The 21,107-nt window shown below is 51.0% G+C and carries 18 protein-coding genes and 4 pseudogenes; 13 read left to right on the top strand and 9 right to left on the bottom strand.

Annotation, left to right across the window (positions count from 1 at the left end; genetic code table 11):
* Positions 1-261, top strand: a 261-nt coding sequence (locus BHE85_RS22260; protein ID WP_216080688.1) for an IS1 family transposase, incomplete at its 5' end; no start/stop codon positions are given.
* 74 nt (positions 262-335) lie between these two features.
* On the opposite strand, the gene nudI is transcribed toward BHE85_RS22260, so the two are convergent.
* On the bottom strand, positions 336-761 hold the full coding sequence (gene nudI, locus BHE85_RS22255) for a nucleoside triphosphatase NudI (RefSeq protein ID WP_001249892.1): 426 nt from the start codon (positions 759-761) through the stop codon (positions 336-338).
* A gap of 278 nt (positions 762-1,039) precedes the next feature.
* Between nudI and BHE85_RS22250 the strand changes: the two genes are divergently transcribed.
* From BHE85_RS22250 to yfaU, 6 genes and pseudogenes are all read left to right on the top strand, one after another.
* On the top strand, positions 1,040-1,582 hold the full coding sequence (locus BHE85_RS22250) for a YfaZ family outer membrane protein (protein ID WP_000717009.1): 543 nt from the start codon (positions 1,040-1,042) through the stop codon (positions 1,580-1,582).
* 99 nt (positions 1,583-1,681) lie between these two features.
* Positions 1,682-2,884 (top strand): annotated as a pseudogene (locus tag BHE85_RS22245) (nicotinamide mononucleotide deamidase-related protein YfaY).
* A gap of 219 nt (positions 2,885-3,103) precedes the next feature.
* Positions 3,104-3,886 (top strand): IclR family transcriptional regulator, encoded by a 783-nt coding sequence (locus BHE85_RS22240; protein ID WP_000894195.1) that lies wholly within the window; start codon positions 3,104-3,106, stop codon positions 3,884-3,886.
* Between the two features lie 14 nt (positions 3,887-3,900).
* A complete protein-coding gene (gene rhmD / locus BHE85_RS22235; RefSeq protein ID WP_000174592.1) occupies positions 3,901-5,106 on the top strand; it encodes an L-rhamnonate dehydratase in 1,206 nt (401 codons plus the stop codon).
* A gap of 56 nt (positions 5,107-5,162) precedes the next feature.
* The gene (locus BHE85_RS22230; protein ID WP_001295288.1) at positions 5,163-6,452 is read left to right on the top strand and encodes an MFS transporter; all 1,290 of its coding nucleotides are present in this window, start codon (positions 5,163-5,165) and stop codon (positions 6,450-6,452) included.
* Between the two features lie 17 nt (positions 6,453-6,469).
* Entirely contained in the window at positions 6,470-7,273 is an 804-nt protein-coding gene (gene yfaU, locus BHE85_RS22225) for a 2-keto-3-deoxy-L-rhamnonate aldolase (RefSeq protein WP_000992990.1), read from the top strand.
* A gap of 40 nt (positions 7,274-7,313) precedes the next feature.
* On the opposite strand, the gene BHE85_RS22220 is transcribed toward yfaU, so the two are convergent.
* The 4 genes from BHE85_RS22220 to glpA form a co-directional block, all read right to left on the bottom strand.
* A complete protein-coding gene (locus BHE85_RS22220; protein ID WP_000140570.1) occupies positions 7,314-8,216 on the bottom strand; it encodes an ISNCY family transposase in 903 nt (300 codons plus the stop codon).
* Between the two features lie 192 nt (positions 8,217-8,408).
* Positions 8,409-9,599 carry an anaerobic glycerol-3-phosphate dehydrogenase subunit GlpC gene (gene glpC / locus BHE85_RS22215; protein WP_001000359.1) on the bottom strand — a complete coding sequence of 397 codons (1,191 nt, stop codon included), beginning with the start codon at positions 9,597-9,599 and terminating at the stop codon, positions 8,409-8,411.
* Complete coding sequence (gene glpB, locus BHE85_RS22210) at positions 9,596-10,855, bottom strand: glycerol-3-phosphate dehydrogenase subunit GlpB (protein ID WP_001209900.1); 1,260 nt, start codon at positions 10,853-10,855, stop codon at positions 9,596-9,598. Before glpB ends, glpC begins: the two co-directional genes overlap by 4 nt.
* A complete protein-coding gene (glpA, locus tag BHE85_RS22205; RefSeq protein WP_000857257.1) occupies positions 10,845-12,473 on the bottom strand; it encodes an anaerobic glycerol-3-phosphate dehydrogenase subunit A in 1,629 nt (542 codons plus the stop codon). Before glpA ends, glpB begins: the two co-directional genes overlap by 11 nt.
* A gap of 272 nt (positions 12,474-12,745) precedes the next feature.
* On the opposite strand from glpA, the gene glpT reads away from it, so the two are divergent.
* On the top strand, positions 12,746-14,104 hold the full coding sequence (gene glpT, locus BHE85_RS22200; protein WP_000948732.1) for a glycerol-3-phosphate transporter: 1,359 nt from the start codon (positions 12,746-12,748) through the stop codon (positions 14,102-14,104).
* A 4-nt stretch (positions 14,105-14,108) separates the two neighbouring features.
* Positions 14,109-15,185, top strand: a complete 1,077-nt coding sequence (gene glpQ / locus BHE85_RS22195; protein ID WP_000779090.1) for a glycerophosphodiester phosphodiesterase — start codon at positions 14,109-14,111, stop codon at positions 15,183-15,185.
* Positions 15,186-15,226: 41 nt separating this feature from the next.
* On the opposite strand, the pseudogene BHE85_RS22190 reads toward glpQ, so the two are convergent.
* A pseudogene (locus tag BHE85_RS22190) lies at positions 15,227-15,469 on the bottom strand (LysR family transcriptional regulator); the annotation flags it as partial.
* Here BHE85_RS22190 and BHE85_RS27885 point away from each other — a divergent pair.
* Positions 15,464-15,568: pseudogene (locus BHE85_RS27885) on the top strand (hypothetical protein); the annotation flags it as partial. The pseudogenes BHE85_RS22190 and BHE85_RS27885 sit on opposite strands and share 6 nt — an antisense overlap.
* 79 nt (positions 15,569-15,647) lie before the next feature.
* A pseudogene (gene inaA / locus BHE85_RS22185) lies at positions 15,648-16,298 on the top strand (lipopolysaccharide kinase InaA).
* A gap of 53 nt (positions 16,299-16,351) precedes the next feature.
* Here inaA and yfaE read toward each other — a convergent pair.
* From yfaE to nrdA, 3 genes are all read right to left on the bottom strand, one after another.
* Entirely contained in the window at positions 16,352-16,606 is a 255-nt protein-coding gene (yfaE, locus tag BHE85_RS22180) for a ferredoxin-like diferric-tyrosyl radical cofactor maintenance protein YfaE (RefSeq protein ID WP_000135040.1), read from the bottom strand.
* Positions 16,606-17,736 (bottom strand): class Ia ribonucleoside-diphosphate reductase subunit beta, encoded by a 1,131-nt coding sequence (nrdB, locus tag BHE85_RS22175; RefSeq protein WP_000332037.1) that lies wholly within the window; start codon positions 17,734-17,736, stop codon positions 16,606-16,608. The genes yfaE and nrdB overlap by 1 nt, the downstream gene beginning before the upstream one ends.
* Positions 17,737-17,882: 146 nt before the next feature.
* Complete coding sequence (gene nrdA / locus BHE85_RS22170; protein ID WP_001075165.1) at positions 17,883-20,168, bottom strand: class 1a ribonucleoside-diphosphate reductase subunit alpha; 2,286 nt, start codon at positions 20,166-20,168, stop codon at positions 17,883-17,885.
* A 127-nt stretch (positions 20,169-20,295) separates the two neighbouring features.
* Between nrdA and ypaB the strand changes: the two genes are divergently transcribed.
* Positions 20,296-20,439: a protein YpaB gene (ypaB, locus tag BHE85_RS28130; protein WP_001300064.1), complete on the top strand. Its 144-nt coding sequence runs from the start codon at positions 20,296-20,298 to the stop codon at positions 20,437-20,439.
* A 503-nt stretch (positions 20,440-20,942) separates the two neighbouring features.
* Positions 20,943-21,107 (top strand): IS1 family transposase (locus BHE85_RS22165; protein ID WP_047664789.1); only part of this gene is annotated, 165 nt, incomplete at its 3' end.

Below are 21,107 nucleotides of genomic sequence, written 5' to 3'. Positions count from 1 at the left end.
ACACTGGAGCGTCTTCTGAGCCTGCTGTCGGCCTTTGAGGTCGTGGTATGGATGACGGATGGCTGGCCGCTGTATGAATCACGCCTGAAGGGAAAGCTGAACGTTATCAGCAAGCGTTACACTCAGCGCATTGAGCGACATAATCTGAATCTGAGACAACATCTGGCAAGGCTGGGACGGAAGTCACTGTCGTTCTCAAAATCGGTGGAGCTGCATGACAAGGTCATCGGGCATTATCTGAACATAAAACACTATCAGTAAGTTGGAGTCATTACCGGGGAATTCGTTAACCACTAAATTTTCAATCTGACAGCCAGTGATGGCTGTCATCATTGTTAAAGAAGACCTTTCAAACGTAACGTTTTTCGGGTGGCAACATTCAAATCATAATGCACCAGATCTTCAGGTTTTACCCACGTGTAGTCCTGAAACTCTTCGTTTATTTTCACTTCTCGGTTGGCAGAAACGCAGTCAAAAATCAGGTAAATCATATAAATCTCTTCCTTGCGACCATCTGCATACGTCTTGGTGCGAATATCATCGCTGAAGGTCCACGGCGTGATTTCTGTCAAAAGCAGCTGTTCTCCCAGTTCTTCGCGAATTTCGCGGCGTAGTGCCTCTTCAATTCGTTCGCCATACTCCACGCCGCCACCCGAAAGCGCCCATTGACCGGGGAAAACGCCGCGATCGTCGGCCATTTTGCACAGCAGATAAGCACCATCATTTTGAATCAAAGGGCATACAATAGTCCGTTGTCGCACAGGGGTATTCCTTATAAATAAAAAGAAACCATGAGAATACGGTAACTCAGAAATATGTGAAAGTGACAGTAATCTCTTTTGCGATGATAACTGCACTTATTATTATTTTTGTGTGTATCGGTAAAGTGTGTTTATTTTTTCGGCGTTTAATTATTTAAGAAGTATTTAGTTACAATAAGTGACTAGATCCCTTTTTTCGCTCATTGAATCCTCTGTGCCAGGCAGTACAATCCCGCAGCTTTGGGAATTTTGATTAATTGCTTGTGGGAAAGGGGATAATGAAAAAAATTGCGCTAGCAGGTCTGGCCGGAATGCTGTTGGTTTCTGCATCGGTCAATGCAATGAGCATCAGCGGTCAGGCGGGTAAAGAATACACCAATATTGGTGTCGGTTTTGGGACTGAATCGACGGGCCTGGCGTTAAGCGGTAACTGGACACATAACGACGACGACGGTGACGTCGCTGGCGTGGGGCTGGGGTTGAATCTGCCTCTAGGGCCGTTAATGGCGACCGTTGGCGGAAAAGGCGTTTACACCAACCCGAATTACGGCGATGAAGGTTATGCCGCAGCGGTAGGAGGTGGTTTGCAGTGGAAAATTGGCAACAGCTTCCGTTTGTTTGGCGAGTATTACTACTCTCCGGATTCACTCTCCAGCGGTATTCAAAGTTATGAGGAAGCGAATGCTGGCGCGCGTTACACCATTATGCGTCCAGTCAGTATTGAGGCGGGTTATCGCTACCTGAATTTGTCGGGTAAAGATGGTAACCGCGACAACGCCGTGGCTGACGGCCCGTATGTTGGGGTTAACGCCAGTTTCTGATCCCTTCCGGCGCGGCATTCTGTCGCGCCATTCAGTTTCTTACTACGCCTTATCTCCCTTTGCGTTATAGTGATTCGATAACAAAAGCAGGAGATAACCATGTTAAAAGTGGAAATGTTATCCACCGGGGATGAAGTGTTACACGGGCAAATCGTTGACACTAACGCTGCCTGGCTGGCCGATTTTTTCTTTCATCAGGGGCTGCCATTATCTCGCCTCAATACGGTGGGGGATAACCTTGATGACTTAGTCACCATTCTTCGCGAACGTAGTCAGCACGCCGATGTGCTGATCGTTAACGGCGGGCTGGGACCGACCAGCGATGATTTAAGCGCACTCGCCGCTGCGACAGCAAAAGGTGAAGGCCTGGTGCTGCATGAAGCCTGGCTCAAAGAGATGGAACGCTATTTCCACGAACGTGGACGAGTAATGGCACCGAGCAACCGTAAACAAGCGGAGCTGCCTGCCAGTGCTGAATTTATCAATAACCCGGTAGGCACCGCCTGTGGTTTTGCCGTGCAGCTTAATCGTTGCCTGATGTTCTTTACTCCCGGCGTACCGTCAGAATTTAAGGTGATGGTCGAGCACGAAATCCTGCCGCGCCTGCGCGAGCGTTTTTCTTTACCACAGCCGCCGGTTTGTCTGCGTTTAACTACCTTTGGTCGTTCGGAAAGCGATCTGGCACAAAGCCTGGACACTCTACAACTGCCGCCGGGCGTAACAATGGGCTATCGCTCTTCAATGCCGATTATCGAACTGAAACTCACCGGACCGGCAAGCGAGCAACAGGCGATGGAAAAACTGTGGCTGGACGTTAAACGTGTTGCCGGACAGAGCGTGATTTTCGAAGGCACCGAAGGACTGCCCGTGCAGATCAGTCGCGAATTGCAAAACCGCCAGTTCAGCCTGACGTTGAGCGAGTAATTCACCGGTGGTTTATTGGCTTTGCAACTTTCTCGCGCAGGTGCTCCATTGCTGGCGTGTGAAGTGGTTCCTTCACAGGAAGAAAACCTGGCGCAAACTGCGCACTGGATTACAGAACGGCGGGCCAACCATTTTGCCGGGCTGGCACTGGCTGTTTCGGGTTTCGAGAACGAACATCTCAACTTTGCGCTAGCCACACCAGACGGCACTTTCGCTCTGCGTGTGCGTTTCAGCACTACGCGCTACAGCCTGGCTATCCGTCAGGAAGTGTGCGCAATGATGGCACTGAATATGCTGCGCCGTTGGTTAAACGGCCAGGATATCGCCAGTGAGCATGGCTGGATTGAGGTTATTGAGTCCATGACCTTATCTGTCTGATTCCGCCACTCTGTGCCGGTTTACTGCACCGGCACATTCCCCCTCCGGCAAAACTTGTCCAACCTGTTGCACTCAATAAGAAAAAATCCGTGCACTGATTCACAAATTTGTGCGTAATTTCTCCAGTCCGCTGGACGAGGAGCGGGATTTGATGCGCTTCACAATTTTACTCCCCCTGAGCAACGAGACTGATTCCAGTATCTAAGACTGGAGTCCAGTATGTTGGAATCAAGCAAAGTTCCCGCCCTGACACGGGCTATTGATATTCTCAATTTGATTGCCCGCATTGGCCCCTGTAGTGCTGCGACGATCATTGACACATTGGGAATCCCTAAAAGCACGGCCTATTTGCTGCTTAATGAACTCAGGCGTCAGCGTTTTCTTAGCCTTGATCACCAGGAAAATTTTTGTTTGTGGACCAGGCTGGTGGAGCTTTCTGGTCATGCGTTAAGCAAGATGGATCTCCGGGAACTGGCTCGACCGCGTTTGACGCAACTGATGGATACCACCGGGCTGTTATGTCATCTGGGGATTATTGATAACGGCAGCGCTTATTACATTTTAAAAGTGGAGTCATCAGCCACTATCAGCGTGCGTTCCCATGAAGGAAAAAGCCTTTCGCTTTATCGCTCCGGAATAGGTAAATGCCTGCTTTCCTGGCAACCTGCAGCGGTACAGCAAAGTATTATCGAAGGGCTGGTCTGGGAGCAGGCGACACCCACAACGATTACTCATCCACAGCAACTTCACGAAGAACTGGCGCGTATTCGCCGTCAGGGCTGGAGCTATGACAACGGCGAAGATTACCCCGATGTCCGTTGTGTCGCTGCGCCGGTGTTTAACGCCAATAACGAGCTTACCGCTGCGATCTCGGTGGTCGGTACCCGCTTACAAATCAATGAAGAATACCGTGATTATCTGGCGGGCAAGTCCATTGCCTGCGCCAGGGATATTTCACGTCTGTTGGGATGGAAAAGTCCCTTTGACTTACAAGCCTCATAACAATGGAGAACATCATGACCCTACCAAAAATTAAACAGGTTCGCGCCTGGTTTACTGGCGGTGCGACAGCAGAAAAAGGCGCTGGCGGCGGTGATTATCACGACCAGGGGGCGAATCACTGGATAGACGATCATATTGCCACCCCGATGAGTAAATACCGCGATTACGAGCAGTCACGCCAGTCATTTGGCATTAACGTTCTTGGCACGTTGGTTGTTGAAGTCGAAGCAGAAAACGGCCAGACCGGATTCGCTGTTTCGACAGCCGGTGAAATGGGCTGTTTTATCGTCGAAAAACACCTTAACCGTTTCATTGAGGGTAAATGTGTCAGTGATATCAAACTGATCCACGATCAAATGCTCAATGCCACCCTGTATTACTCCGGCTCTGGTGGCTTGGTGATGAATACGATTTCCTGTGTCGATCTGGCTCTGTGGGATCTGTTCGGCAAAGTGGTCGGGCTTCCGGTTTATAAACTTTTAGGCGGCGCTGTTCGTGATGAGATTCAGTTCTACGCCACAGGTGCGCGTCCGGATCTGGCAAAAGAGATGGGCTTTATCGGTGGCAAAATGCCGACGCACTGGGGGCCACATGATGGCGATGCGGGGATCCGCAAAGATGCCGCTATGGTCGCGGATATGCGTGAAAAATGCGGTGAAGATTTCTGGTTAATGCTCGACTGCTGGATGAGTCAGGACGTGAACTATGCGACCAAACTAGCCCACGCTTGCGCGCCCTATAACCTGAAATGGATCGAAGAGTGCCTGCCGCCACAGCAGTATGAAGGTTATCGCGAACTGAAACGCAACGCGCCAGTCGGAATGATGGTCACCAGCGGTGAGCACCACGGCACACTGCAATCTTTTCGTACGCTTTCAGAAACCGGTATCGACATTATGCAGCCGGATGTTGGCTGGTGCGGTGGTTTAACCACGCTGGTGGAAATTGCCGCAATCGCCAAATCCAGGGGGCAACTGGTGGTGCCGCACGGTTCGTCTGTTTACTCTCACCATGCGGTGATCACCTTCACCAATACGCCATTCAGCGAATTCCTGATGACCAGCCCGGATTGTTCAACGATGCGTCCGCAGTTTGACCCGATTCTGCTCAATGAGCCGGTTCCGGTGAATGGTCGTATTCATAAATCAGTGCTTGATAAACCCGGTTTTGGCGTCGAACTCAATCGTGACTGCAATTTGAAACGCCCCTACAGCCACTAATCACTCCGGGCGTTGCTGTGACAACGGTAACGCCCACATATTCTAAGGAGCTTTTTATGAGCACCGCTTTGCTTGACGCCGTGGTGAAGAAAAACCGTGTGCGTTTAATTCCGTTTATGTTGGCGCTGTATGTGCTGGCGTTTCTCGACCGTTCGAATATCGGTTTTGCCAAACAGACCTACCAGATTGATACCGGGTTGAGTAATGAAGCTTATGCGCTGGGAGCAGGCATTTTCTTTGTGGTATATGCGTTTCTGGGGGTTCCGGCGAATCTTTTGATGCGCAAACTGGGGGCCAGAACCTGGATTGGTACGACAACACTGCTGTGGGGATTTCTTTCGGCAGCCATGGCATGGGCCGATACTGAAGCGAAATTTCTGATAGTTCGCACTCTGCTTGGTGCTGCGGAGGCCGGATTTTTCCCTGGTATGATTTATCTCACCTCGCAATGGTTTCCGCAGCGTAATCGCGCCAGCATTATGGGGCTGTTCTATATGGGCGCACCGCTGGCGTTAACACTGGGATCACCGCTTTCCGGCGCGCTGTTGGAGATGCATGGATTTATGGGGCATCCCGGCTGGTTCTGGATGTTTGTGATTGAAGGATTGTTGGCAGTCGGTGCTGGGGTATTCACATTCTTTTGGCTTGATGACACACCGGAGCAGGCACGTTTTCTGAGTAAACAAGAAAAAACGTTGCTTATCAATCAACTGGCAAGTGAAGAACAACAGAAAGTGACTTCTCGGCTGAGCGATGCGCTGCGTAATGGCCGAGTCTGGCAACTAGCGATTATCTACCTGACCATTCAGGTGGCGGTTTACGGATTAATTTTCTTCCTGCCGACCCAGGTTGCGGCATTGCTGGGAACAAAAGTGGGCTTTACAGCGTCGGTGGTCACCGCCATTCCGTGGGTTGCGGCCTTGTTTGGGACCTGGCTTATTCCGCGCTATTCCGATAAAACCGGCGAACGGCGTAATGTCGCAGCGCTGACATTACTGGCGGCGGGCATTGGTATTGGTCTGTCCGGGCTGCTTTCTCCAGTAATGGCGATCGTAGCGCTGTGTGTTGCAGCTATCGGGTTTATTGCCGTGCAGCCGGTGTTCTGGACGATGCCGACACAACTGCTTTCCGGTACGGCGCTGGCTGCGGGGATTGGTTTTGTAAACCTGTTTGGTGCAGTGGGCGGGTTTATTGCCCCGATCCTGCGCGTGAAAGCAGAAACGTTATTTGCCAGCGATGCGGCAGGATTACTGACACTGGCAGCGGTGGCGGTCATCGGTTCGCTGATTATTTTCACTCTGCGTGTAAATCGTACTGTTGCGCAGACCGACGTGGCACATCATTAAATAGGTTAAGGAACACGATGAACGCATTATTAACCAATCCCTTTAAAGAACGTTTACGCAAGGGCGAAGTGCAAATTGGTCTGTGGTTAAGCTCGACTACTTCTTATATGGCAGAAATTGCCGCTACTTCCGGTTATGACTGGTTGCTGATTGACGGGGAGCACGCGCCAAACACCATTCAGGATCTTTATCACCAGCTACAGGCGGTAGCGCCCTATGCCAGCCAACCCGTGATCCGTCCGGTGGAAGGCAGTAAATCGCTGATTAAACAAGTTCTGGATATTGGCGCGCAAACTCTATTGATCCCGATGGTCGATACTGCCGATCAGGCTCGTCAGGTGTCGTCTGCCACGCGCTATCCTCCCTACGGTGAGCGTGGTGTTGGGGCCAGTGTGGCACGGGCTGCGCGCTGGGGACGCATTGAGAATTACATGGCGCAAGTCAACGATTCGCTTTGTCTGTTAGTGCAGGTGGAAAGTAAAACGGCACTGGATAACCTGGACGAGATCCTCGACGTCGAAGGGATTGATGGCGTGTTTATTGGACCAGCGGATCTTTCTGCGTCGTTGGGCTACCCGGATAACGCCGGGCACCCGGAAGTGCAGCGAATTATTGAAACCAGCATTCGGCGGATCCGTGCTGCGGGTAAAGCGGCTGGTTTTCTGGCTGTGGCTCCTGATATGGCGCAGCAATGCCTGGCGTGGGGAGCGAACTTTGTCGCTGTTGGCGTTGACACGATGCTCTACAGCGATGCCCTGGATCAACGACTGGCGATGTTTAAATCAGGCAAAAATGGGCCACGCATAAAAGGTAGTTATTGATATCAAAGGCCCATGGGGATCGGCTGTGGGCCTGTGTTAATTAGTGGTTATTCGCTGCCAGATCGGCTTCGCTTAGCTGGGTGGCCGCGAGCACCTGGTCACGATCAATGCCCTGTTCCAGCATGCGCAAAGCAATTTTAATGGCTTGTTCATGCATACCTTCCTGCCAGCCAATTTGATGCCCTTCCTGCCGTAGCCGTTCAGCAATAGTCATTAATCTCTCCTTTTGTAGTGGTGAACGTTCGGCAATCTCCTCAATAAAACGGGTGAAACGGGAGGTATCGCCGCATTGCAGCAGATAATTAAACAGTGTTTGTAGCTGGCTGTCATTAGTGAAGCCTCTAACCAAAAGCGTGGTGATCCTGTCGACCATGCCGATTAAATCGCGGTCGCGAATATGCTTTTGAATCAGTTCCAGCAGAGCTATACGCCGATGTTGCATGATCTCATCGTCAGGTACGATGGTGATATCCACCAACGGAAAAGCTTCGGTGTACAACTGCCGGGCAAGTTGCGGATCGTCAAACTCATCCAGCCAGTTAAGTGAGTACGGGTAGGGCGATGTTTCGCCATGATAAAACAGCAATGGCACCACCAGCGGAACTCTGTCATAGCCTTTATCCAGGTGACGCTGCATGGCGGCAGTGGCATAGCGCATTAGCCGAAAAGCCATATTCTTTTCTGCAGAGCTTTGATGTTCAATCACGCAGTAGATATAGCCGTCACCGTCGCTGGTTTCCACGGACCACAAAACATCCGAGTAGTAAGCGCGTAAACTTTTTTCAATAAAACTAGTGGGTTCCAGGCGTAAGGTTTGCAGGTTGCAAAGCTTGCGCAGTGGTTCTGGTAAATGTATTTCGAGAAAATCCCGTGCGGTTTCGGGTGTGAACATAAAGGTTTTAAATACCGCATCATGCGGGGAGGAGGTTGTTGATTCGGTCATGGTTGTCCGTCACCTGATATTTATGATGACGCGACATTACGGTTATCCTAGGCCTTTGACATCTGCCAGTTTCAGCCTTTGCGAGACGTTTTCAGAGGAATTTTCACTGCGTTGCAACGCATACATTGGGCACGGAATCGTGTACGCAAAAATGCCCGGTAACCACATGCTTACCGGGCATCAGAAAGGAGTTTAAGCCAGCGCCTGGGCCAGTAGCGTAATCGGATGTTCGCAGCGAAGACTTGTGGACATCTCAATCTGCCATTTACAGGTTTCGCAGTCGGTGACCACCAGATCTGCGCCGCTTTCTTCTATCTGGCGGAACAGTGGTGCGCCGATGGCTTGTGAGGTGGGGTAGTTCTCTTTTTTGAAACCGTAAGTACCCGCAATACCGCAGCACTGGGAATCCAGCACCGTTAACTCAAGCCCCGGGATTTTACGCAACAGCTCCAGGGTGTAGAGCGTCCAGCCCATTTTTTCCATATGGCACGGAGTGTGATAAACCACTTTCAGCGGCAGCGGTTTCAGCGGTAACGTTTTGCCTTCGTCCAGCTTGCGCCACAGCCAGCGGGTTGCCAGTTCGATATGATCGCGCAAGCCTTTGTTGTCGACATTCAGCACTTCCGGGTATTCGTCGCGCAGGGCAAATGTACAGGTTGAGGAGGTGGCAATCACCGGAATGCCTTTTACTCCCACAGCTTCGCGGATCGACTCTACATTCGTAATTGCCTGTTTGCGTGCTTTATCGGTAAAGCCGTTGGCGATTAGCGGTACGCCGCAGCATTTTTCTTTGCTGAGCAGTTGTACACCGGTACCCATTGCGTTGAGCACTTTAATTAAATCTTTACCTAACTGCGGATGGTTGTAGTTAACGAAGCAGCCGTGAAAGAAAGCGACCTGGTCTTTATATTGTGCTTGCTGAGCCGCTATGCTGCGATACCAGCGACGGAACGTGCCGAAGGAGTATTTCGGTAGCGTGCGACGATGATCGATTTTTAACGCCGCATCAAGCAGCTGCCGCACCGGTTTCAGCGAGGTAGCGGTGTTGACGATTGGTGCGAACGGCGTGGAAACGCTACCCATCAGGTCGGTATGACTCAACACAAAATTACGCAGCGACGGGCGCGTGGTGTCATATTTTGCCCGCGCGCGCTGGATAATATCGCCAATCTTCACATCGGACGGGCAGGCGACTTCACAACGTTTGCAGTTGATGCAATATTTCAGCGCCTCGTCATACAGTGCGCCATCTTTCAAACGCAGACGCTCGCCATCCGGCCCGGCTTGTTTTGGCCCTGGATAACCGGGATTCACCCGGCTCACCGGGCAGGCGGTGGTGCAGACGGTGCACTTAATGCAGTTTTCGAAGCTGGTGTCGTTCATTGTTGGCCTCCTGCGCGTTGGGCAATCTGTTGAGCGGCATGTAAAGCACTGACGGCACAAACACCGCCGCCGCATCCCTGGGCGATGGGATCAAATCCGCCCAGCACCGAACCGATGGCAAACAGGTTCTCAATGGTTTGCCCTGCCTGCGACGGGCGTAGCGTCTCATCAGTGGTTACACCGAACTGCTGCCACGGTTGCGGCGCAAAAAAATCGCCCTTATACCATTCACCCCGCGTGGCGGTTTGTAGCACATCAAGGCCGAGAATCGGCTCGCGAATGCCGTTACGTTCCGCTACCAGTCCGCCACTAAAGAAACTGCCGCTGGCGAGAACCGCGAAATGTGGACGTAGCGGAATATCGGCGTGATTGCGGGTCCAGATTTCATTCACTACGCCATTTTTACAGGTCACTTTTTTCACTTCATCGCCCGGCATCCACACGCCACCCTGGCGCACAAACTGGCGCTGTAACTGGTTTTGCAGACGAATGCCCAGCACGGAAGGCGGCAGCGTTGGCAAAAGCATCAGTGAACAAAGTAGTTTTTCATTCAACCAACGCCACAGTTTGTCATCGGCTAGGCCGAAGCAGGCAGGCATCAGGATCATTTCGCAGGTATTGGCGACAGGAATAAGCGCATCAAGTAACAGCGGCCAGTTTTCTTCATTATCAAGGAAACGGGCGATATTCACAGCGCGAAATTCGGTGGCGTTATTGCGCAGGACATCCAGTTCCGGCAGCTCTATTTCTGCGGTTTCAACCGAAAGATCCAGTTCGTGCAACGAAGCCGCCGCAAGATGCGCCTGAAAATCCATCAGGCCGCTTATCCCGACCACACATATTTTCTTCGCGGGCAACGGCCAGACGGGGACTTCTGGCGAACTTAGCCAGGTAGAGCGCAGAGTGCCGAGCGGCGTAATCCGCTGGTGAGCCAGTTCTACGCTGCCCTGCAATTGCGCACCGCTTTCAGCGATTAATGCCTGCGCCTGGCAAGCGAGATCGAGCACGCGTTGTGGCCCGAGAAGAGAGTAAGGATGTGCAGGTGCCTGCTGACGCAAAGATTCCAGTCCACTGTGAATGTCTGCCACGGGTTGACCATCTGGCAGATGGCTCAGCAAATCCAGCGAACCGGATGAGAAATGCAACGCGCTTTGACCACGCGTGACAATGGCACAGCGCAGGCCGTGTTTTTGCAGTTGCAGGCCACAGAGTAATCCGGCGAGGCCGCCGCCCATAATGACAGTATCAAAGCGCATCTTTCTGCTCCTTCTCCAGACCACACAGTCCCTGATAAACCCAGCGGGTAAATTCGCTTTCGCGCAGTGCGTCTCCCCAGGCGATGGGTTGCACGCCTTTCCAGCGTTCGTTAAGGAAGGTGGAAAGTTGCTCGATAGATTGCGCGGACGTCGTGACGTTAAACCGTTGCAGCAGTCCGGCAGCGCGGCAGGCGCAGAGTTCGCCCTGGCAGGTGCCCATCCCCACACGGGTACGACGGCGTAAATCCAGCAGGCTATTAACGTTTAAATTTTCTACCGCGTACTGCACTTCACCCGCAGTTACCGCTTCGCACTCACATACCAGGCTACGGTGCAGACGGCCTTCGCTCAGCCAGGCAGGCGTGCGATCGCCATGACGATAAACCGCAGAACCGCGCAGCGGGGCAGGCAGGGAGATGACTTTACGCAAGGTAACTTCAGCGGGTTCTTGTGAACCAGGCAGTGCCAGATCGGCAGTCGTACAGGGGCGCGTGTTGCCCAGTTTGCGGCATACCGCGTCGGTAGCCCATTCAGCCATCAGCCGATAGGTCATCAGTTTGCCACCGGTGATGGTGATAAATCCGTCCAGACCATCGCGTTCAGCATGGTCGAGCAGCACGATGCCACGGCTGACGTTACGTCCGCTCGGATCGTCATCGCTGGCAACCAGCGGGCGCACGCCAGAATAGGCCCGCAAAATGCGCGTTTTCGCCATCACGGGGGCCAGTTTTTCCCCTTCACGCAGCAGAATATCAACCTCTTCTGCCGTCACTCGATTATCGTCAATCTCGTTGTAATCAATACGTAAAGAGGTGGTACCAATCAGCGAAATGGTATCGCCAGGCACCAGAATATCGGCGTCGGAAGGTTTACGGCAGCGGTTGATCACATGCTGGTTAATGCGGTGATCCATGATCAGCAGCGATCCTTTCGCCGGGAACATGCGAATGCGCAGATCGGCATATTCGGCAATGTGTTGCCCCCAGATCCCAGCGGCATTAACCACGACAGGTGCATGAAGGGCCTGAGTTTCGCCGGTGAGATGGTTACGTACACGAACACCGCACACCGTCGCGCCTTCACGAATCAGCCCCGTGACTTCATGAGCGGTAAGGATAACGGCACCGTGTTCTTTGGCATCCAGCATGTTTGCTGCGGTCAGACGAAATGGATCAACGGTGCCATCCGGAACTTTCACCGCGCCAATCAGTGCCGGGTTAACGGCAGGTTCGATAATGCGCGCTTGCTGCGGGTCTATAGCTTCTGCGCTGATCCCTGCTTCTTCGCAGGCGCGAATAAAAGTGGCCTGGAATGAGAGGTCATCTTCCGGCAGGGTGATAAACAGGCCGTTGGTTGGTTCAACGCAGTGACGTGCAATGCGTTTCAGGATCTGGTTTTCACTAATGCATTCGCGGGCCGATTCCGCATCGGTTACCGCATAGCGCGCACCGCTGTGCAGCAGGCCGTGGTTACGCCCGGTGGCACCGGTTGCGATGTCGTGGCGCTCAACCAAAATCACGCGCAGCCCGCGCAGGGCACAGTCGCGGGCAATCCCGGCTCCCGTTGCGCCGCCGCCAATGATAATCACGTCACTTGATTGCGAGTCGCGAGTTTTCATTGTTATCCCTCTGAAGTTCGTTTTTTACCATTTAGCCATAGTAAAAACATGAATTGTTTGATTTCGCGCATGTTCGCTCATAATTCGAAAGTGAAACGTGATTTCATGCGTCATTTTGAACATTTTGTAAATCTTATTTAATAATGTGTGCGGCAATTCACATTTAATTTATGAATGTTTTCTTAACATCGCGGCAACTCAAGAAACGGCAGGTTCTCTCACTGAATCAGGCTGTTAATCATAAATAAGACCACGGGCCACGGAGGCTATCAATGTTGAGTATTTTTAAACCAGCGCCACACAAAGCGCGCTTACCTGCTGCGGAGATCGATCCGACTTATCGTCGATTGCGCTGGCAAATTTTCTTGGGGATATTCTTTGGCTATGCGGCTTACTATTTGGTTCGTAAGAACTTTGCGCTTGCTATGCCTTATCTGGTCGAGCAGGGATTCTCTCGCGGTGATTTAGGTTTCGCGCTTTCGGGGATCTCGATCGCTTATGGATTTTCGAAATTCATAATGGGTTCGGTATCAGATCGCTCGAATCCGCGCGTTTTCCTCCCCGCAGGTTTGATTCTGGCGGCGGCAGTGATGTTGTTTATGGGCTTTGTGCCATGGGCGACGTCGAGCATTGCGGTGATGTTTGTACTTTTGTTCCTCTGCGGTTGGTTCCAGGGGATGGGGTGGCCGCCGTGTGGTCGTACTATGGTGCACTGGTGGTCGCAGAAAGAACGTGGCGGCATTGTGTCAGTGTGGAACTGTGCGCACAACGTTGGTGGTGGTATTCCGCCGCTGCTGTTCCTGCTGGGGATGGCCTGGTTCAATGACTGGCATGCGGCGCTCTATATGCCTGCTTTCTGCGCCATTCTGGTGGCATTATTCGCCTTTGCGATGATGCGCGATACCCCGCAATCCTGTGGCTTGCCGCCGATCGAAGAGTACAAAAATGATTATCCGGACGACTATAACGAAAAAGCGGAACAGGAGCTGACGGCGAAGCAAATCTTCATGCAGTACGTACTGCCGAACAAACTGCTGTGGTATATCGCCATCGCCAACGTGTTCGTTTATCTGCTGCGTTACGGCATCCTCGACTGGTCACCGACTTATCTGAAAGAGGTTAAGCATTTCGCGCTGGATAAATCCTCCTGGGCCTACTTCCTTTATGAATATGCAGGTATTCCGGGCACTCTGCTGTGCGGCTGGATGTCGGATAAAGTCTTCCGTGGCAACCGTGGGGCAACCGGCGTTTTCTTTATGACACTGGTGACCATCGCGACTATCGTTTACTGGATGAACCCGGCAGGTAACCCAACCGTCGATATGATTTGTATGATTGTTATCGGCTTCCTGATCTACGGTCCTGTGATGCTGATCGGTCTGCATGCGCTGGAACTGGCACCGAAAAAAGCGGCAGGTACGGCAGCGGGCTTTACCGGGCTGTTTGGTTACCTGGGCGGTTCGGTGGCGGCGAGCGCGATTGTTGGCTACACCGTGGACTTCTTCGGCTGGGATGGCGGCTTTATGGTAATGATTGGCGGCAGCATTCTGGCGGTTATCTTGTTGATTGTTGTGATGATTGGCGAAAAACGTCGCCATGAACAATTACTACAAAAACGCAACGGAGGCTAATGGCATGAAATTGACGCTGAAAAACCTTAGCATGGCGATCATGATGAGCACTATAGTCATGGGAAGCAGTGCAATGGCGGCGGACAGCAACGAAAAAATAGTCATCGCCCATCGCGGTGCCAGTGGATATTTGCCGGAGCATACGCTGCCAGCAAAAGCGATGGCGTATGCGCAGGGAGCGGATTATCTGGAACAGGATTTGGTGATGACCAAAGACGACCATCTGGTTGTTCTGCATGACCATTATCTCGATCGTGTTACTGATGTTGCCGATCGTTTCCCGGATCGGGCGCGCAAAGACGGTCGTTACTACGCGATAGATTTCACGCTGGATGAAATTAAGTCGTTGAAATTTACCGAAGGTTTCGATATTGAAAACGGTAAAAAAGTGCAGACTTATCCGGGGCGTTTCCCAATGGGTAAGTCCGACTTCCGGGTGCACACCTTTGAAGAAGAGATTGAATTTGTTCAGGGGTTAAATCACTCTACCGGGAAAAATATCGGTATTTATCCAGAAATCAAAGCGCCGTGGTTCCATCATCAGGAAGGGAAGGATATTGCGGCAAAAACGCTGGAAGTGCTGAAGAAATATGGTTACACCGGTAAAGACGATAAAGTTTATTTGCAATGTTTTGATGCTGATGAGCTGAAGCGTATTAAGAATGAGCTGGAACCCAAAATGGGCATGGAGCTCAATCTGGTACAGCTGATTGCCTATACCGACTGGAATGAAACGCAGCAGAAACAGCCGGATGGAAGCTGGGTTAATTACAACTACGACTGGATGTTTAAGCCGGGTGCCATGAAACAGGTGGCGGAATATGCAGATGGTATTGGTCCGGATTACCATATGTTGATTGAGGAGACATCGCAGCCGGGTAATATCAAACTCACTGGCATGGTGCAAGATGCTCAGCAGAATAAACTGGTAGTGCATCCTTATACCGTGCGGTCAGATAAACTGCCTGAATACACTCCTGATGTGAATCAGTTATATGATGCTCTGTATAACAAAGCGGGTGTAAATGGGCTGTTTACTGATTTCCCTGATAAGGCAGTAAAATTTCTTAATAAAGAGTAATGTTACTGCAGGATGGCGTTCATGCGCCATCCTGTCTCATATCAAATTTTTCCAATCGCCACTAATTGTTCCATGCACATTTGTAGTAAAAACAGTGGACTGCCTTCTACCGGCTTTTCTTTAGCCAGCAACGAAATCTGTCGATAGAAAGTTGGTTCGAGAGGAACGGAACACAATTCACCTGCAATGCTTTTCAGCGTTAACTCTGGTTGTAAGGCGATGCCTAATCCCTGTCGAATAAAATTCATCGCTGTATCCGCCTGATTAAATTCACATTTTATCTGCTGGGCGCACTATTAGTGGTAGTGGCTGGTGGAATCTATGCGCTGCAAATGAAGGGTAAAAGCGGTGTCAAGCTAGTAGTGGCAAAAGAAATTCATTAATACGACACGTTTCATTAAGATTTTCCTCAGGTAACCACCTATAGTCATTGTCGTTAATAAAAACGACAGGCGATAGGGTATGGCAGTTTCAGCAAAGTACGACGAATTTAATCACTGGTGGGCAACAGAGGGCGACTGGGTTGAAGAGCCTAACTATCGCCGTAATGGTATGAGCGGGGTGCAATGCGTCGAGCGCAACGGCAAAAAGCTGTATGTAAAGCGCATGACGCATCATCTGTTTCATTCTGTACGTTATCCGTTCGGCCGACCAACGATTGTCCGTGAGGTTGCGGTAATTAAATAACTGGAACGGGCCGGTGTCATCGTGCCGAAGATCGTTTTTGGTGAAGCGGTGAAAATTGAGGGTGAATGGCGAGCGTTGCTGGTGACTGAAGATATGGCGGGGTTCATCAGCATTGCTGACTGGTATGCCCAGCATGCAGTATCGCCTTATTCTGACGAAGTACGGCAAGCCATGTTGAAAGCAGTGGCGCTGGCGTTTAAGAAAATGCATAGCATTAATCGTCAGCATGGCTGTTGTTATGTTCGCCATATCTATGTGAAAACAGAAGGTAAGGCAGAAGCTGGTTTTCTTGACCTGGAGAAAAGTCGTCGCCGCTTGCGTCGCGATAAAGCGATTAATCATGACTTCCGCCAGCTGGAAAAATATCTGGAGCCAATCCCCAAAGCGGACTGGGAGCAGGTGAAAGCGTATTACTACGCCATGTAATCGTTGTAGGCCAGATAAGACACATAAGCGTTGTATCTGGCACTACAACCAATTCACATCTCGATTTCAATATCGCCTTTTGCCCGGCAACAACAGGGCAAAATTTCCCCCGGCTGAATAAAGGCTAACGGTTCGGCAATCCAGTCAACTTGACCTGCAACCAGGCGTGTGCGACAGGAGCCGCAGTAACCTTCGCGACACTGGTACTCAACCGCCACATTGTGGGATTCCAGCGCTGCCAGAAGGGAAGGGTGTTCATCCTGGCACAGCAGTTGTGTGCCAGTGATGCGCAGGGTAACGCGGGCCATCAGAGCTGGAAGTTACTCAAATCGTCGGTGTCCACTTCCGAGTCAATCTGCCCGACCAGATAAGAACTGACTTCCACTTCCTGCGGAGCAACCTGCACGTTATCAGACACCAGCCAAGTGTTGATCCACGGGATCGGGTTGGAGCGCGTCTGGAACGGCAGATCCAAACCGACTGCCTGCATACGGATATTGGTGATGTATTCAACGTACTGGCAGAGAATGTCTTTATTCAGACCAATCATCGAACCGTCGCGGAACAGATAATCCGCCCAGTCTTTCTCCTGTTGAGCTGCCTGAACAAACAGGTCATAGCACTCCTGCTTACACTCTTCGGCAATTTCCGCCATCTCAGGATCGTCCGCGCCGCTGCGCAGCAGATTCAGCATATGCTGGGTGCCGGTCAGGTGCAGGGCTTCGTCGCGGGCAATCAGGCGAATAATTTTGGCGTTGCCTTCCATCAATTCGCGTTCTGCAAAGGCAAAGGAACAAGCAAAGCTGACGTAGAAGCGGATCGCTTCCAGCGCGTTAACGCTCATCAGGCAAAGATACAGTTTTTTCTTCAGCTCGCGCAGGCTAACGGTTACGGTTTTACCGTTAACGGTGTGGGTGCCTTCGCCCAGAAGGTGCCAGTAGCTGGTCATTTCGATCAGTTCATCGTAATAGCTGGAGATCCCTTCCGCACGTTTCTGGATCTGCTCGTTGGTGACGATATCGTCAAACACAACAGACGGATCGTTAACGATATTACGAATGATATGAGTATAGGAACGGGAATGAATCGTTTCTGAGAACGCCCAGGTTTCGACCCAGGTTTCCAGTTCCGGAATAGAAATAAGCGGCAATAGCGCCACGTTCGGACTACGACCCTGAATGGAATCCAGCAGCGTCTGATATTTCAGGTTGCTGATAAAAATGTGTTTTTCGTGCTCCGGCAGCGCCTGGTAATCGATACGGTCGCGGGAGACGTCAACTTCTTCCGGACGCCAGAAGAAAGAGAGCTGCTTTTCGATCAGCTTTTCGAAGATGTCATATTTTTGCTGATCGTAGCGGGCCACGTTGACCGGCTGACCAAAGAACATCGGTTCTTTGAGCTGATCATTTTTCGTCTGTGAAAAGGTGGTATATGCCATGAGTGTGTCCTGTTGGGAGTTTAATGCCGGATAAGGCATTTTACGCCGCATCCTGTGCCTGATGCGACGCTGGCGCGTCTTATCAGGCCTACAAATCCGAGCCGTAGGCCGGATAAGGCGTTCACGCTGCATCCGGCATCTCAATATCAGATCTTACATGCGCCGCTTTCGCAGCCATCGTCCTGGATTGACGGTACCAGATCGTCCTGCGCGTCTTCAGCGCCGTCACGGGTGTTCTGATAATACAGCGTTTTGACCCCGAATTTGTAGGCGGTGAGCAGGTCTTTCAGCAACTGCTGCATCGGCACTTTTCCTGACGGGAAACGTGACGGATCGTAGTTGGTGTTAGCAGAGATCGACTGATCGATAAATTTCTGCATGATACCTACCAGTTGCAGGTAGCCATCGTTACCCGGCATTTCCCACAGCAGCTCATAGGCGTCGTGCAGGTGCTCGTAGTCCGGCACCACCTGGCGCAAAATACCGTCTTTCGACGCTTTGATGCTGACGTAACCGCGCGGCGGTTCAATACCGTTAGTGGCGTTAGAGATCTGCGAAGAGGTCTCGGACGGCATCAGGGCAGAAAGCGTGGAGTTACGCAGGCCGTGCGTTTTGATTGATTCACGCAATGCTTCCCAGTCGTAATGCAGCGGCTCATTAGCGATGGCATCCAGATCTTTCTTATAGGTATCGATCGGCAGGATCCCTTTCGCGTAAGTGGTTTCGTTAAACCACGGGCACTCGCCTTGCTCTTTAGCCAGCTCATTAGACGCTTTCAGCAGGTAATACTGAATCGCTTCGAAGGTTTTATGCGTCAGGTTGTTGGCGCTGCCGTCGGAGTAGCGTTTACCGTGCTTCGCCAGGTAGTAAGCGAAGTTGATCACACCAATACCCAGCGTACGACGACCCATCGCTCCACGTTTGGCGGCCGGGATCGGGTAATCCTGATAATCCAGCAGCGCGTCAAGTGCACGAACCGCCAGAATTGCCAGCTCTTCCAGTTCATCCAGGTTATTAATTGCGCCTAGGTTGAAAGCAGACAGCGTACACAGCGCGATTTCACCGTTCTCGTCGTTGACGTCGTTCAGCGGTTTGGTCGGCAGGGCTATCTCCAGGCACAGGTTAGACTGACGCACTGGCGCGATGGCCGGATCAAACGGGCTATGGGTATTACAGTGGTCAACGTTCTGAATATAGATACGACCGGTAGACGCACGTTCCTGCATCATCAGCGAGAACAGCTCAACGGCTTTCACACGCTGCTTGCGGATGCTGTCGTCTTTCTCATATTTGGTATACAGACGTTCAAACTCTTCCTGATCGGCGAAGAACGCGTCGTACAGCCCCGGTACGTCGGACGGGCTGAACAGGGTGATATCTTCACCTTTCAGCAGACGGGTATACATCAGTTTGTTGATTTGTACCCCGTAGTCCATATGACGCACGCGGTTGCCTTCCACACCACGGTTGTTTTTCAACACCAGCAGGCTTTCCACTTCCAGATGCCACATCGGGTAGAACAGCGTTGCCGCACCGCCGCGCACACCGCCCTGAGAGCAGGATTTCACCGCTGTCTGGAAATGTTTGTAGAACGGAATGCAGCCGGTATGGAACGCTTCACCACCGCGAATCGGGCTACCCAGCGCACGAATACGCCCGGCGTTGATGCCGATCCCGGCACGCTGGGAAACGTATTTAACAATTGCGCTGGAGGTGGCGTTGATGGAATCCAGGCTGTCACCGCACTCGATCAGTACGCAGGAGCTGAACTGACGAGTCGGGGTACGCACGCCGGACATGATTGGCGTCGGCAGCGAAATTTTAAATGTGGAAACCGCGTCGTAAAAACGCTTCACATATTGCAGGCGCGTTTCACGCGGGTAGTTCGAGAACAGGCACGCGGCAACCAGAATATAAAGGAACTGGGCGCTCTCATAGATTTCGCCGGTCACGCGGTTCTGTACCAGATATTTGCCTTCCAGCTGCTTAACGGCAGCATAAGAGAAGGTCATATCACGGTCGTGATCGATAAACGTGTCCATCTGCTTGAACTCTTCTTCCGTGTAGTCTTCCAGCAGATGATTATCGTATTTGCCCATCTCGACCATTTTCACCACGTGGTCGTACAGCGCAGGTGGCTCAAACTGGCCGTAGGCTTTTTTACGCAGGTGGAAGATCGCCAGGCGCGCGGCGAGATACTGATAATCCGGCGCATCACGGGAGATCAGGTCTGCGGCAGCCTTGATAATGGTTTCGTGGATGTCAGAGGTCTTGATACCGTCATAAAACTGAATGTGGGAGCGCAGCTCGACCTGGGAAATCGAAACGTTATGCAGTCCTTCTGCCGCCCAATCCAGAACGCGATGGATTTTGTCGAGATTGATGCGCTCTGTGCTACCGTCGCGCTTTGTCACCAGCAGATTCTGATTCATGTATGTCGTACCTGTTTTTGGAATTCTTTCCGCAATAGTTTCATGCAGACTACCTGTAGTACGGGAAGCTGCTTAGAACACTATATATAGGGGGTATGTTTGGGATTCACTGCAAGATAGTGTGAAAATGGCCCTCTTGCAAGTGCATAACTTTGTGGATAACTCAGGAAGGAAAAAGTGGCTTTCGCGCACCTTAGGTCAGACAAGGTGTCCGGGAAAGTCAATGGGAAGAGAAAAATTTGTTAAAAATAACTGTTCGGCGATTTCTTGAACGGCAGAATAGGTTGGATAAATTGATATAGATGGTTTATTAATCTTTTTGCTAATGATTGCAAAAATTGATCTAAGCACGAGTCATCACATAATCTGATGTATCAGTTGTGGTCAATATATAAGCGAATGTAAGCGATTGTTGATGTCGAAATGGTTGTTTTCTATTCGGTTATTGTTAAATGCGAAGCCATTTTGTTAATTTACCTTATATTATAAAAAAATTATTCATTACTTTAATTTAGTTTAAATATAACTGGTATCCCTTAAGGTTATTAACTTGAATTATGACGCACTGATATTATTCATCAAATAATAACAAAATAGCCATTGCATCGGGTTGGACAATTTACAAAAGAAAGATAACCCATATTGTATAATGCGTTTAAATATGCCGTCTTATATAAAATGATGGTCAGATTAATATGCGGATTATCTTTCTACGCAAGGGTAATGCTGCCAACTTACTGATTTAGTGTATGATGGTGATTTTAAGGTGCTTGCGTGGCTTCCATTTCCATCAGATGTCCTTCCTGCTCCGCTACTGAAGGCGTGGTGCGTAACGGCAAAAGCACTGCCGGACATCAGCGCTATCTCTGCTCTCATTGCCGTAAAACATGGCAACTACAGTTCACTTACACCGCCTCTCAGCCCGGTACGCACCAGAAA

This window comes from Shigella sp. FC1567 (assembly GCF_001743015.1).
GTDB lineage: Bacteria > Pseudomonadota > Gammaproteobacteria > Enterobacterales > Enterobacteriaceae > Escherichia > Escherichia coli.
Note: the sequence above shows the minus strand (reverse complement) of the source record. Positions and strands in the feature narration are given on the sequence as shown.